Origin of the sequence: Pseudoalteromonas sp. Xi13 (assembly GCF_003952205.1) — a bacterium.
Classification (GTDB): domain Bacteria; phylum Pseudomonadota; class Gammaproteobacteria; order Enterobacterales; family Alteromonadaceae; genus Pseudoalteromonas; species Pseudoalteromonas atlantica.
On sequence record NZ_CP034439.1, the window covers coordinates 1,782,183 to 1,794,586 of the forward strand.

Here is a 12,404-nt window from a genome sequence, read left to right on the forward strand (position 1 = left end):
TAAAATGCACCGTACTCATACTAATAACAAAACGGTGCCATTTTTTAAAAGAACACACTAACAACAGGATTTACCCATGCACCAAGTTCCACTACTTATAAATGGCGAATTTGTTCAGTCGGCTTCTGAAGAGCTTATTGATGTAATTAACCCAGCAAACCAAGAAGTACTTGCGCAAGTGCCATGCACTACCGACTCAGAAATGGATGCAGCGATTGCCTCGGCCTCAGAAACATTTAAAACATGGAAAGATGTGCCCATTACCGAGCGTGCCCGCATTATGATGAAATACGCGGCGCTGTTAAAAGAGCACCACGATGAGCTTGCGACCATTATTTGCCACGAACTAGGTAAAACGTTTGAAGATGCAAAAGGCGATGTATGGCGCGGTATTGAAGTAGTAGAACAAGCAGCTAACGCACCGTCACTAATGATGGGCGAAACAATGGAAAACGTTGCCCGTAAAATAGATACCTACTCTTACATGCAGCCCCTTGGCGTATGTGCAGGCATTACGCCGTTTAACTTTCCGGCGATGATCCCACTTTGGATGTTTCCGCTAGCTATTGTATGTGGTAACACCTTTATTTTAAAACCCTCTGAGCAAGACCCACTCACTCCAATGCGTTTAGCTGAGCTATTTATTGAAGCCGGCGCACCAAAAGGCGTATTACAAGTGGTTCATGGTACAAAACCGCAAGTAGACCGCCTACTAGAAGACAAAGCAGTACGTGCAATTTCGTTTGTGGGCTCGTGTGGTGTAGGTGCATACATTTATTCTAAAGGCACACAAAACCTTAAGCGCGTACAAGCGTGTGTGGGTGCTAAAAATCACATGGTTATTATGCCAGATGCGAGCAAATCGCACGTGGTAAATAACCTAGTTGGCGCATCGGTTGGTGCTGCCGGCCAGCGTTGTATGGGTATTTCGGTGGCTGTGTTTGTAGGCCAAGCAAGTGAGTGGGTAGATGAAATAAAAGCAGGCTTTGAAAACGTACGCCCAGGCGTGTGGGATGACAAAAACGCAGCCTACGGCCCACAAACATCAAAAGCAGCAAAAGAGCGTATTTTATCGCTTATAGCAAGCGGTAAAGAGCAAGGCGCCACCTGTTTAATTGATGGTTCAAACTACACAGTAGAGGGCTTTGATCAAGGTAACTGGGTTGGCCCAACTCTATTTACCGATGTGACAAAAGAAATGGACTTATACAAAGAAGAAATCTTTGGCCCTGTGCTTGCCTGTATGTTTGTAGATACGCTTGATGAGGCAATTGCTCTTATTAACGAAAGCCCGTACGGCAACGGTACCTCGTTATTTACCTCAAGTGGTGCTGCGGCTCGTAAATTTCAACATGAAATTGAAGTAGGCCAAGTGGGTATTAATGTGCCTATTCCGGTGCCGCTGCCGTTTTTCTCGTTTACGGGTTGGAAAGGCTCGTTTTACGGCGATACGCACACCTATGGTAAGCAAGGTATACGTTTTTACACAGAAACTAAAACCATTACCTCACGTTGGTTTGAAGACGACATCGCTTCAGGTCCAAACATGAGCATTAATTTAAAATAAACACACTCAAAAATAATAATAAAGAAGGGCGCAAAGGCTAAACCCGCTGACAAGCAACTAGAACACACACATCAGCCTTTGCCGCTCTTCACTCATTTACCCTAATGGGACACACTAACAACACAATTAAAGAGGTCTACCATGGACTTTAACTTATCAGAAGATCAACAAGCCTTTGCAGAAACTGCACGCCAATTTGCAGAATCAGAACTTGCTCCACATGCAGCAAAGTGGGATCGCGAGCATATTTTTCCTAAAGATACAATTAAAGCAGCGGGCGAGCTTGGCTTTTGCGGTTTATACACGCCAGAGGAAGCCGGCGGCCTTGGTTTATCACGTTTAGATTCAAGCATTATATTTGAGCAGCTTGCGATGGGCTGTACCGCTACAACGGCCATGCTAACTATTCATAATATGGCCACGTGGATGGTAGCAAGTTTTGGTACAGATACAGTTAAAGATGCATACGTAGAGCAATTAGTAATGGGCGAGCTACTTGCCTCTTATTGTTTAACAGAGCCAGGGGCGGGCTCAGATGCAGCATCACTAAAAACAAAAGCCGTACTTGAAGGTGATGAGTACGTTATTAACGGCTCAAAAATGTTTATATCGGGCGCAGGCGAAACCGAAGTGCTAGTGGTAATGGCGCGTACAGGCGGCGAAGGTGCTGCGGGTATTTCGGCATTTGTAGTCCCTGGCGACGCACAAGGCGTTGAATACGGTAAAGCAGAAGAAAAAATGGGTTGGAACGCACAACCAACACGCTTAATTAGTTTTGAAGATGTGCGTATTCCGGCGCATAATTTATTAGGTAAAGAGGGCGAAGGCTTTAAATTTGCCATGCAAGGCTTAGATGGCGGGCGTATTAATATTGCCACATGCTCAATTGGTACTGCACAAGCTGCGCTAAACACAGCAAAAGAGTACTTAAAAGAGCGCACTCAATTTGGTAAGCCCTTGGCTGCGTTTCAGGCGTTGCAATTTAAAATTGCCGATATGAACACTGAGCTTGTAGCTGCGCGCCAAATGGTAAGGCTTGCGGCATTTAAACTTGATACCGGCGATAGTGAAAAAACTACCTACTGCGCCATGGCTAAACGTTTTGCCACCGATGTTGGCTTTAACGTGTGTAACGAGGCACTGCAAGTACATGGTGGTTACGGTTACATAAAAGAATACCCGCTTGAGCGCCATGTACGTGATGTACGCGTTCATCAAATTTTAGAAGGTACTAACGAAATTATGCGTGTAATTATAGCGCGCCGTATTTTAGCCGAGTCTGCAAGCGACGTTTTATAAGGAGCAAGTTATGTCACAATCTAACCCGAGTATTGAACTGACTACCGAAGGCCATGTTGCTATTTTAACTATGTCTAACCCACCAGCTAATACCTGGACAAAAGACACCTTAATTGATTTAAAAAACAAAGTTAACGAGCTTAATAACAACAAAAACATTTATGCCTTAGTGCTTACTGGCGAAGGCGAGAAGTTTTTTAGCGCCGGGGCCGATTTAAACGTATTTGCTAGTGGCGATAAAGGCGTTGCCGCTGATATGTCGCGTGTATTTGGTGAAGCCTTTGAAGCACTGACTAATTTTACAGGGGTGTCGGTTGCGGCCATTAACGGTTATGCCATGGGCGGCGGGTTAGAAGTAGCGCTTGCGTGTGATATTCGTATAGCAGAAGAGCAAGCACAAATGGCACTGCCAGAGGCAAAAGTGGGTTTATTACCGTGCGCGGGTGGCACGCAAAATTTAGCATGGCTTGTAGGTGAAGGCTGGGCAAAACGCATGATTTTATGTGGCGAGCGCTTAAAAGCCGATAAAGCCTTACAAATTGGCTTAGTAGAGGAAGTAGTCCCACAAGGCGAAAGCTTTGCAGCGGCGTTAAAACTTGCCAATCAAGTAAGCGAGCAAAGCCCAAGCTCGGTTTCTGCGTGTAAAACATTAATTCAAAAAGGCCGCCATCAACCTATGGTGAGTGTATTACCACTTGAGCGTGAATTGTTTGTTGGGCTGTTTGATACACAAGATCAACAAGAGGGCGTTAATGCCTTTTTAGAAAAACGCCGCGCAAATTGGGTAAATGGCTAATGAGTAATTTAACGTTATTAAATAATGCCGACGACCCCGTGCTATTTGAAACGGCAAGTGCAGCAAACGGCAGCTTAATCGGAGTTATTACACTCAACGTACCTAAAGCATTAAACGCCCTTAATTTTGACATGATCAAATTACTCGAGCCGCAATTGCGGGCTTGGCAAAGCGATGATGCAATTGCAATGGTATTGTTGAAAGGCGCAGGGGATAAAGCATTTTGCGCTGGTGGTGATGTAGTGAGTCTTCATCATGCAATGGCGCAAGGTAAACCAACAAGCTTAGTTGAAGATTTTTTTACCCTAGAGTACCAGCTTGACTACCTTATTCATTGCTACGAAAAACCACTTTTAGTGTGGGGGAATGGCATTGTTATGGGCGGTGGTTTAGGCCTAATGGCTGGTGCTAGCCACCGCGTAGTAACCGAAACATCGCGCATTGCTATGCCAGAGCAAACCATAGGCTTATACCCAGATGTAGGTGGTAGTTACTTTTTACATAAAATGCCACAAGGTGTGGGGCTATTTTTAGGGTTAACATCGGCCTCTATTAATTGTGAAGATGCACGCTTTGTATCGCTTGCCGATCACTTTATCGACAGCACTAAATATGATGCCATGCTAGCGCAAATTTTAGCGGCTAAGTGGGGCAAAACCGCAAGCTTAAATCATGAGCGTTTGACTAAATTATTAACCGATTTAGATAACCAATCTGCGCGTATGCCCAAAGGCAATATTAAAGCTAACTTAGCAACCATTCAAAAATTAGCTGAATTTAATACGCTACAAGAACAAGTTGATTATATTTTAGGCCTAGCTACTGACGATAAATGGCTGCAACGCGCCCAAAAATCACTTAAACATGGTTGCCCACTAAGTTGCGCGCTAGTAAGTGAGCAGCTAAAAGCCAGTAAAGGTAAAAGCTTGCTAGCGTGCTTTAAAATGGAGCTGGGTATGTCGGTACGCGCTGGCGAAGTAGGTGAATTTCAAGAAGGCGTAAGAGCACTATTAATAGATAAAGACGGCGCGCCTAATTGGCAATACAAAACACTGAATGATGTACCACAAGCCATAATAGAGAGCTTTTTTGCTAACCGTTTTGGCGAAAATCACCCACTCAATGGCTTAGACACCCCAACACACATATAAAGGAAAGACGATGACTAAACTCAATATTGGTTTTATCGGCTTAGGTAATATGGGCGGCCCTATGGCGGCTAATTTAATTAAAGCCGGCCATAATGTTACAGCATTTGATTTAAACCAGTCGGTCTTAAATGAACTTGCAAGTAAAGGCGCACACGCAGCTGATAATGCAAATGCATGTGCTACCAATGCCGATATACTTATTAGTATGTTACCTGCGGGCAAACATGTTAAATCACTTTATTTGGGCAATAACGACGATAGCGGCTTAATTAATGTGCTTAGCAACAACACCTTAGTAATAGATTGCTCAACAATAGATGCAGAGTCGGCCCGTGTGGTTGGCAGCGCACTTGGCGAGCAGGGTATTAGCTTTGTAGATGCACCGGTATCGGGCGGTGTTGCTGGAGCAACCGCAGGCACGCTTACGTTTATTGTTGGTGGTAGTAAAGCCGCGTTTAATACCGCACAACCTGTGCTTAATGATATGGGTAAAAACATATTTCATGCAGGCGATATTGGCGCAGGACAAGTTGCAAAAATATGCAACAACATGCTTCTCAGTATTTTAATGGCAGGTACGAGCGAAGCCCTGCAAATGGGTATTAATAATGGGCTAGATGCAAAAGTACTCAGCGACATTATGACTGCAAGCTCTGGCCGTAACTGGACCCTTGAACTTTACAACCCATGCCCAGGTGTAATGGATGCAGCCCCTGCAAGTAACGATTACAAACCTGGCTTTATGGTCGATTTAATGGCTAAAGATTTAGGGCTTGCCATGGAAGCCGCGCAGCAAAGTAATTCTTCAACCCCAATGGGTTCAATGGCTAAAAATTTATACACTATGCTACAGCACCAAGGTGCTGGCAGTGATGATTTTAGCGCCATTTTTAAACTGTTTTCTAAGTAGGAGCAAGGCGTGGAAATTAAAAATAACACGGTAGTAATAACCGGTGGCGCACAAGGTTTAGGCTTTGCAATGGCGCAAAAATTTGCCCTTATGGGCGCTAACATCGCACTTATAGATATGGCGCAAGAGTTATTAAACACAGCGTGCGAAAAACTCACACAGCTGGAAGGTATATCTGGCACTATTAAAGGCTATGCCGCAAACGTAACCGCTGAGAGCGAAGTAGAAAACGTATTTAATACCATTAATAGCGATTTTGGCCACATTGGTGTGCTTATAAACAACGCCGGTATTTTACGCGACGGCATGTTTATAAAAGCTAAAGACGGCAAAGTGGTTAAAAAAATGTCTCTTGAGCAATTTCAATCAGTGATTGATGTAAATCTCACTGGCGTATTTTTAGCAGGGCGCGAAGCTGCAAGCCACATGATTGAATCAGGCATAGGCGGCGTAATAGTGAATATGTCGAGTGTAGCGCGCGCGGGTAATATTGGGCAAACAAACTACGCAGCTTCAAAAGCAGGCGTAGTGGCACTTACCACCACGTGGGCTAAAGAGCTTGGCCGTTTTGGTATACGCGTAGGCGCTATTGCACCAGGTGTAATAAGTACCGCCATGACCGACGCCATGAAACCCGAAGCCAAACAGCGCATGCTGGCAGTAACACCCGTAGGGCGTTTAGGCGAAAGCGACGAAATTGCCCATACTGCACAGTACATAATCGAAAACGACTTTTTCACCGGTCGCGTGGTTGAAATAGACGGCGGTATTCGTTTGTAAACCGAACTAGGTTAAGATTGATTTAAAAAGCATGGCGCTTGTGGGCTGTGCTTTTTTGTTTTAAAAAATACCTAATAAGAGTGGCTTTTGAATCACCTCTTTAAATAATAAGCTCAACGCATTTAAGGCTTGGTTTGAGTGTTAGGAGCCACTTTTTTTGGTTGACTAAGTGATTCAAAATAAGTTCGGCCTCATTATTTCCCATTGTTGTTGGGTGCCTCATAGAGTTAAATCGAATAAACGAAGCTATCCAGTATAAATACGCTTTAATGGTACTTTTAGCATAACGCTTTAGATACATTTGTTCGGCTATCATAGTTAAAAAGATGATTTCATGATATGAATCTCTAGTAAAAATTAACTGTATATATAGACAGTTCTTGTTGTTTTGTCCAATATTACTGATCTCCACCATTTCGGTGTATTTGTGCATTGATTAAAAATATTCTCCAGTTAACTAATTGTTTACAGGTGTTTATTTGATGGTTAAGATAAATGCACTGTAATATATGGACATTTGTCGGTTTATAAAACGACAAATGTCGTAGACAAAATTGTTATGCGATATCGTCGATTAGGGAAGGGTGAATGAATAACATTATGCAGGTTTTTACCTCTGCCAAGGATATGCCTAGATTATTTGCATTTTTGTATCTTCTTAACGTAGTAACATTCTTTCCCTTATTGGTCTTCATGTACTGGCCTTGGCCAAGCGCTACTTATAGTTTAAATGGTGATGAACTAACTTATAGTGAGTTCTGGATATCCGGATTCGCTCCCATCGCAATACTAATAAACTTGGCTATTTGTATGCTTTCTATTTCAAAAAGGCATGTTATTTCAAAGTATCTATTTTTTGCATATTGGGCAGGTATAGTGGGCCTTATGTCCTTTGGTAGCTTAACTGGGCTTGTAGTTGGTGGGTGTATTGTTACAGCTTGGGGCCTCTATATTTTCCAAAATACAAAGCTTAAGGCGTATTATCAAAGTGCAAGCGCATAACAAAACAATCAACCGGACTCCGCATTGCGTGGTTCGCTTCGCTCACTTTACCACGCAATGCTCCGCTCGGTAATTGTGGCGTTATGTGAATCGTGGGTTTCTACATGAGTGAGAAGTTTTCAAAAATAGAACATTACGTTATAGCTAGTGACACTGGTGCTCGCGATGGTATTGGCGTCGAAATATATGTAGGTAACAATATGGTCATGGAAATCTTCCGGGACGACACCAAAAAGAAAAGAGAAGTTAGTCTGTTCCAAGATCAGCTAGATTTAGAACTAATCGAACAAGCAATCACTCTTTTCAAAGAAGAGATACCCGAGGACTTTCAAGATTAAATCAGAAAATTCACATAACAACCCAATCAACACACTCACTTCGTTCGCTGGGACGCATACACGCGGGGCGGCTTCGCCATTATTCCCCACATGTCTGCGCCCGTTATTGGAAAGTTGCAAGTCAAAGGAGTAAACCTTGAAGTATTTCTTATCATATCTCGCTGGTGTTTTTTCAACGCTGGCTGTGGGTGCACTTATAGCCTATTCAAACGGTGATACTGGTCCCGATAAAGAGCTTGTCTTTGTACCATTTGTTGAGAAAGCATTGGATCAAATTGACAGCTGGAAGGTTGCGGACTTTAAATCTCTAATGACAGAGGAAGGCTTCTCTCAGCAACCAGAGCAACAGTGGATTGCAATGCTTGAGCAAACGAAAAAGCTAGGCCAGATGACTTCGCATGAGGCACCAGAATTAGTTAATTGGACACACTTTAATTCATTTAATGGCAGTGACAAGACAGAAGCAATTTATACTACTGTTGTGCAATATGAAAATCGTAAGCTATCTGTGAAATTAACTTTGATTCACAAAGATGGTGTAACCAAAGTTCATGGCATCAGGTTTGATGATGCATAGGGTAGAAACTTGTAACAAAGCCAGCCAGAGGGACGCATTCAGCGCCCCTGCTGGCAGGCGTTATAAGCCTAGGAGAATTCAGTGTCTTCCGAAATAGCATTAATAATGACAAGTGCCGCCGGGATTGGCGCAATAGCGTCTGCAATTGCTGCGGTCTTTCAGTCATTTAGATACAGAAAAGAAAATAAACAAGAAACATTAGAAGATCGTATTAATAAATTAACTTCAGCGTTAAAAGAATCTAGCCATCTTGTTACAGAAGTAGAGCAAGAGATTCAATCTAGGCGACATTTAGTTGTAGAGTTAGAAAAAGATGCAGAAAAATATCAAAATTTGGTGTCTATGAATAAGGAGCAGGTTGAAGCTGTTGCTCAATTGTTACAAGGTGAATTACGAAAAGAAGTTGATAAATCTTTCTGGAAAGGTATTTTAGCCAACTTTGTGTTTTTTATTTTAGGTGCAGGTGTGTCTTTGGGAATATCTTTATACGGCTTATAACAAGTCACTCAAAGAAATAAATTAGACACCCATCTTAAATTTTGCTCTTTGCGTACTGCCAGATTCAAGGTCGAAGTGCACCACCTTTACTAAACTATAAGTTCAGGAGGTGTGCCATGGGTACCCAATATTCACATTTATCTAACTTTGAACGTTGTCGTTTATTTGAGTGGTATCATTACCAGAAAAAATTAATACGAGAGGTGAGCCGATTACTAAATCGCTCACATAGCACTATTAGCCGAGAGCTAAAGCGTAATAAATATGATTATTACGTACCAACTTATTACCCTCATCCAGCTCAAATGTATTATGAAGTAAGGGTAAGGGAGAGAGCTAAGCGAGTTAAGCTTAAGTCTGTTGAAGCTCAACGCTATGTGGCAGATAAACTCAAACTTGGGTGGAGTCCTGAGATCATAGCTGGACGAATAAAATTTGATAAAACCTTACCCAGCGTATCTCACGAGGCCATTTATCAATATATATACAAGAATGAAACATCACTTATTGTATATTTAGCTAGGCAACATAAAAAGCGTAAGAAAAAATATCCAACCCGTAAAACGAAAACAGTTTGGGGTCAAAGATGTAGTATTTTAGACAGACCAGATGACATTAATCTCAGAAAAAACGTTGGGCATTGGGAAAGTGACTCTGTTGAATCTAGCGACAGAAAATGTGCGCTGAATGTGTTACTTGAACGAGTTTCTAGAGTGTGTCACATCACTAAATTATCATCTAAAAAAGCTCTAGCGACATCGAATGCAATATGTAAAAAACTATCTATTTACCCACCAAGCTCTTGTTTATCGATAACTTATGACAATGGCTCTGAAAATACGGAGTTTAAAAAAGTAGAAGCCATTTTGAAAAATAAATCTTATTTTTGTGAGCCTTATCACAGTTGGGAAAAAGGTGCTGTAGAGCAAATAAATGGGTTAATTAGAAGGTATTATCCGAAGAAAACAAACTTTAGCAAAGTAAGCCATCAGCAATTAAAAAAGGTAGAGGAGCAACTAAATAATCGCCCTAGAAAATGTTTAGGATTTAAAACACCAAATGAAGTCTATAATGAATTAGGTGGTGCACTTCCAATTAGAATCTAGGCATAGTTCAGTTCGCTGATTTATAGTGGGTGTCAAATTTAATAATTCTCTCTCGGAGGGAAGCATGAGTGAGCCAGATTATTCAACATATTCAATGGAAGAGCTTCTTGATTGCCAAGAAATGATCGACCGAGAAAAGTGGCCTGAACGTTACCGAAGCATTAACGCTGCTATAGATGCAAAGATGAGCTCAAGCCCAGAGGAAAAAGCCACAAATAAGCAGATTAGGTTTACTAAATTTTGCTATGAAATATCAGGCGAGCTCTACTGGAGCCTAAGCGACGAATTCCTTGCATTTTGTTCAGCTTTTTCTCGTAAAAGCAGTGGGCAATTACCGAGCGCTGTTGCAGATGAAAAATGCCCTATTTGTCAAGGAAACATTGTCGGCAACAAAGCATTGTTGGGCTGGATAGTTAGGTGTGAGGCCTGTGAAGTGGCTGGTAGGATCCTTGATTACAGGAAGTACATTTGGTAACGAGAGCTAACAAGCAAATTAACACGACGCTCAGCGCTAAGCCAGTGTGTGCCTGGCTCGCAAGCTCGCAGTTTGGCACACACAGTCAGCGCGCTGTGCGCGCATTATTTGGGCGTAGGCATACAAGGAGGTTCAGTGAAATCTTTAGAGTGGTTACAAAGAGGTTTGAACCATGATGATCCAATGGATTGCTTGAGCAATTGTTGGATGGGCTTCAATAATTTATACAGTGCTCATCAATCAAATTCAGAAATTCAAGCAATCAAACAATTCATTGATGCTAATGTTGATGTGGGTACAGCTCAGAAATTAATCGACAACCACCAAACAGAAATCACATATTTCATGTCTAGACCAATTATAGATATGCGCGGTAACGGAAGAAACTCTCAAAGAGATATAGATAGTTATAATTCTTCAGACTGTCCATTAGCCAAACTTAAATCTATATTGATGTTCATTTATCAAGTACGTTGTAATCTCATGCATGGACAAAAGTCTCCATCTAGAGATCGCGATGTTGAGCTATGTAAGCATTCTTGGCCTTTTGTTGCAGAGCTAGTCGATAAGTATGCCTGACAAGCGCTTCCAGTCTGACGCCAAAACCTCCGCGTTATAGCGATAATGGAGTATGCAATTTGATGCGAAAGTTTGATCCTAAAACTATATCCGATGACTTACTTAAAAGAGCTGGGTTAAAGTATTTATCTCCTATTGCAATTGAAAGGCAAGAATACTCGAAAGAGTTAAATTGCTTAAAAAATACTACAAAGTACATTGAAAATCATGGTGATGAACTTCAGTTTGGTTGGTTAATAACTGTTATAGGTAATGTAGCGATACAACTTACCGCACATGCTTTAGTTAAAAAAAGTGACAACTCTTTTTTATGTGTAACTTTAAATGAAAATAGGAAAAATACTGCTAAGTTTTCTCCTGACAATTCAATAGATCAACTTATTCAAAATGAATATTTGCCTAGCAGGTTCATTCCGTTGGTAGACGATGAAGTTTTAGATAATTACCTAGACCTACATAAAAGACACGATGAGCTTAGGTTAATGGGCTTTGATAATTCATGCTCAGAAATTCAAGATATTAATGGCAGTTGTCAGGCTTTATACCCACAAATCCAAGCACTTGCTGTTAAAAACACAGGGCGCAATGATTATTGCTATTGTGGCTCTAGTAAAAAACATAAAAAATGTTGTGGCTGAAATTGCTATAAAAAGGCGTTTAAACGTCACAAAAACAGTGGGTTATGTTTCGCTTCGATTCGCTACACATTTCAACCCACAATTTTTGTCCGCTTTACGATCTTAGAGTGATTGCTGAAGGTGTTGAAACCGAAGCACAAATGACTTACCTCAAAGAACTTGGTTGTGATTGGGCACAAGGCTACTATTTATCGCGGCCATTACCGTGGGATGACTTTTGCGTGTTACTTAAATCCTAAAATAATTAACTCAACCAGCGCACTTAATTTTAAAATAAGTGCGCTGGTTTTAATTACATAGCTAGTTTTTAAAGCAAGCTTTACTGCACTAATAGCTCTTTTCTTACTATTTCCGCCCCTTTACTCAATGCATTAAGCTTAGCGTTTGCAACTTCGCGCGAAAGCGGGGCCATGCCGCAGTTTGTGCAGGGGTAGAGTTTGTCGGCATATACAAACTGCAGGGCTTGGCGTAAAGTAGCGGCTACTTGACGCAACATATTTAGGGACACAGTTCGGTTCGTTAAATTATAGTGGGTGTCGAGTCTAATTTGTGCCTAGAGTCTAATTTGTGCCGCTACAACTTATGAAGTAAATGGTCTCACTTTGGACAACTCAGAATACTTAATAACTGATTCTTAGCATACTCATGCTATTTTTGTAGTTTTAGATGAACGGCTATAAATACATGA

At 41.6% G+C, this 12,404-nt stretch carries 16 protein-coding genes and 1 pseudogene; 15 read left to right on the top strand and 2 right to left on the bottom strand.

All coding sequences use genetic code 11. From position 1 onward, the window contains the following. Window positions 1-76: 76 nt before the first annotated feature. The 6 genes from EJ103_RS08015 to EJ103_RS08040 all read left to right on the top strand — a co-directional run bounded on the left by EJ103_RS08015 (window position 77) and on the right by EJ103_RS08040 (window position 6,503). Window positions 77-1,567 carry a CoA-acylating methylmalonate-semialdehyde dehydrogenase gene (locus tag EJ103_RS08015; protein ID WP_126006978.1) on the top strand — a complete coding sequence of 497 codons (1,491 nt, stop codon included), beginning with the start codon at window positions 77-79 and terminating at the stop codon, window positions 1,565-1,567. A gap of 141 nt (window positions 1,568-1,708) precedes the next feature. Then, complete coding sequence (locus tag EJ103_RS08020; RefSeq protein ID WP_126006980.1) at window positions 1,709-2,866, top strand: acyl-CoA dehydrogenase family protein; 1,158 nt, start codon at window positions 1,709-1,711, stop codon at window positions 2,864-2,866. 10 nt (window positions 2,867-2,876) lie between these two features. Next, entirely contained in the window at window positions 2,877-3,662 is a 786-nt protein-coding gene (locus EJ103_RS08025; protein ID WP_126006982.1) for an enoyl-CoA hydratase, read from the top strand. Beyond that, entirely contained in the window at window positions 3,662-4,813 is a 1,152-nt protein-coding gene (locus EJ103_RS08030; protein WP_126006984.1) for an enoyl-CoA hydratase/isomerase family protein, read from the top strand. The genes EJ103_RS08025 and EJ103_RS08030 overlap by 1 nt, the downstream gene beginning before the upstream one ends. Window positions 4,814-4,823: 10 nt before the next feature. Continuing rightward, window positions 4,824-5,723, top strand: coding sequence for a 3-hydroxyisobutyrate dehydrogenase (gene mmsB / locus EJ103_RS08035; RefSeq protein WP_126006986.1), 900 nt, complete (start codon window positions 4,824-4,826; stop codon window positions 5,721-5,723). Between the two features lie 9 nt (window positions 5,724-5,732). Next, window positions 5,733-6,503 carry an SDR family oxidoreductase gene (locus EJ103_RS08040; protein WP_126006987.1) on the top strand — a complete coding sequence of 257 codons (771 nt, stop codon included), beginning with the start codon at window positions 5,733-5,735 and terminating at the stop codon, window positions 6,501-6,503. Window positions 6,504-6,603: 100 nt separating this feature from the next. Here EJ103_RS08040 and EJ103_RS20375 read toward each other — a convergent pair whose 3' ends face one another. Beyond that, window positions 6,604-6,936, bottom strand: coding sequence for a phage integrase N-terminal SAM-like domain-containing protein (locus tag EJ103_RS20375; RefSeq protein ID WP_346773402.1), 333 nt, complete (start codon window positions 6,934-6,936; stop codon window positions 6,604-6,606). Window positions 6,937-7,091: 155 nt separating this feature from the next. Here EJ103_RS20375 and EJ103_RS08050 point away from each other — a divergent pair, with 155 nt between their 5' ends. From EJ103_RS08050 to EJ103_RS08095, 9 genes are all read left to right on the top strand, one after another. After that, window positions 7,092-7,505 (top strand): hypothetical protein, encoded by a 414-nt coding sequence (locus EJ103_RS08050; RefSeq protein WP_126006989.1) that lies wholly within the window; start codon window positions 7,092-7,094, stop codon window positions 7,503-7,505. A 104-nt stretch (window positions 7,506-7,609) separates the two neighbouring features. After that, a complete protein-coding gene (locus EJ103_RS08055) occupies window positions 7,610-7,843 on the top strand; it encodes a hypothetical protein (protein WP_126006991.1) in 234 nt (77 codons plus the stop codon). A 136-nt stretch (window positions 7,844-7,979) separates the two neighbouring features. Continuing rightward, window positions 7,980-8,420 (top strand): hypothetical protein, encoded by a 441-nt coding sequence (locus EJ103_RS08065; protein WP_126006994.1) that lies wholly within the window; start codon window positions 7,980-7,982, stop codon window positions 8,418-8,420. An 81-nt stretch (window positions 8,421-8,501) separates the two neighbouring features. Continuing rightward, entirely contained in the window at window positions 8,502-8,918 is a 417-nt protein-coding gene (locus tag EJ103_RS08070; protein ID WP_126006996.1) for a hypothetical protein, read from the top strand. A 116-nt stretch (window positions 8,919-9,034) separates the two neighbouring features. Beyond that, complete coding sequence (locus EJ103_RS08075; protein WP_126006998.1) at window positions 9,035-10,024, top strand: IS30 family transposase; 990 nt, start codon at window positions 9,035-9,037, stop codon at window positions 10,022-10,024. A 64-nt stretch (window positions 10,025-10,088) separates the two neighbouring features. After that, complete coding sequence (locus tag EJ103_RS08080) at window positions 10,089-10,499, top strand: hypothetical protein (RefSeq protein ID WP_085065397.1); 411 nt, start codon at window positions 10,089-10,091, stop codon at window positions 10,497-10,499. A 135-nt stretch (window positions 10,500-10,634) separates the two neighbouring features. Further along, complete coding sequence (locus EJ103_RS08085) at window positions 10,635-11,078, top strand: HEPN domain-containing protein (protein WP_126007000.1); 444 nt, start codon at window positions 10,635-10,637, stop codon at window positions 11,076-11,078. A 62-nt stretch (window positions 11,079-11,140) separates the two neighbouring features. After that, on the top strand, window positions 11,141-11,716 hold the full coding sequence (locus tag EJ103_RS08090; RefSeq protein ID WP_126007002.1) for a hypothetical protein: 576 nt from the start codon (window positions 11,141-11,143) through the stop codon (window positions 11,714-11,716). A 44-nt stretch (window positions 11,717-11,760) separates the two neighbouring features. Further along, window positions 11,761-11,955, top strand: coding sequence for an EAL domain-containing protein (locus tag EJ103_RS08095; protein ID WP_241232302.1), 195 nt, complete (start codon window positions 11,761-11,763; stop codon window positions 11,953-11,955). Between the two features lie 80 nt (window positions 11,956-12,035). Here the strand turns inward: EJ103_RS08095 and EJ103_RS08100 are convergent. Next, window positions 12,036-12,203: pseudogene (locus tag EJ103_RS08100) on the bottom strand (methionine synthase); the annotation flags it as partial. Window positions 12,204-12,404 lie beyond the last annotated feature (201 nt).

Excerpts from the sequence above, each read along its gene's own strand:
- EJ103_RS08015 (WP_126006978.1), top strand. The coding sequence starts at position 77 with ATGCACCAAGTTCCACTACTTATAAATGGCGAATTTGTTCAGTCGGCT.
- EJ103_RS08080 (WP_085065397.1), top strand. The coding sequence starts at position 10,089 with ATGAGTGAGCCAGATTATTCAACATATTCAATGGAAGAGCTTCTTGAT.
- EJ103_RS08050 (WP_126006989.1), top strand. The coding sequence starts at position 7,092 with ATGAATAACATTATGCAGGTTTTTACCTCTGCCAAGGATATGCCTAGA.
- EJ103_RS08030 (WP_126006984.1), top strand. The coding sequence starts at position 3,662 with ATGAGTAATTTAACGTTATTAAATAATGCCGACGACCCCGTGCTATTT.
- EJ103_RS08095 (WP_241232302.1), top strand. The coding sequence starts at position 11,761 with ATGTTTCGCTTCGATTCGCTACACATTTCAACCCACAATTTTTGTCCG.
- EJ103_RS08020 (WP_126006980.1), top strand. The coding sequence starts at position 1,709 with ATGGACTTTAACTTATCAGAAGATCAACAAGCCTTTGCAGAAACTGCA.
- EJ103_RS08025 (WP_126006982.1), top strand. The coding sequence starts at position 2,877 with ATGTCACAATCTAACCCGAGTATTGAACTGACTACCGAAGGCCATGTT.
- EJ103_RS20375 (WP_346773402.1), bottom strand. The coding sequence starts at position 6,936 with ATGCACAAATACACCGAAATGGTGGAGATCAGTAATATTGGACAAAAC.
- EJ103_RS08075 (WP_126006998.1), top strand. The coding sequence starts at position 9,035 with ATGGGTACCCAATATTCACATTTATCTAACTTTGAACGTTGTCGTTTA.
- mmsB (WP_126006986.1), top strand. The coding sequence starts at position 4,824 with ATGACTAAACTCAATATTGGTTTTATCGGCTTAGGTAATATGGGCGGC.
- EJ103_RS08055 (WP_126006991.1), top strand. The coding sequence starts at position 7,610 with ATGAGTGAGAAGTTTTCAAAAATAGAACATTACGTTATAGCTAGTGAC.
- EJ103_RS08090 (WP_126007002.1), top strand. The coding sequence starts at position 11,141 with ATGCGAAAGTTTGATCCTAAAACTATATCCGATGACTTACTTAAAAGA.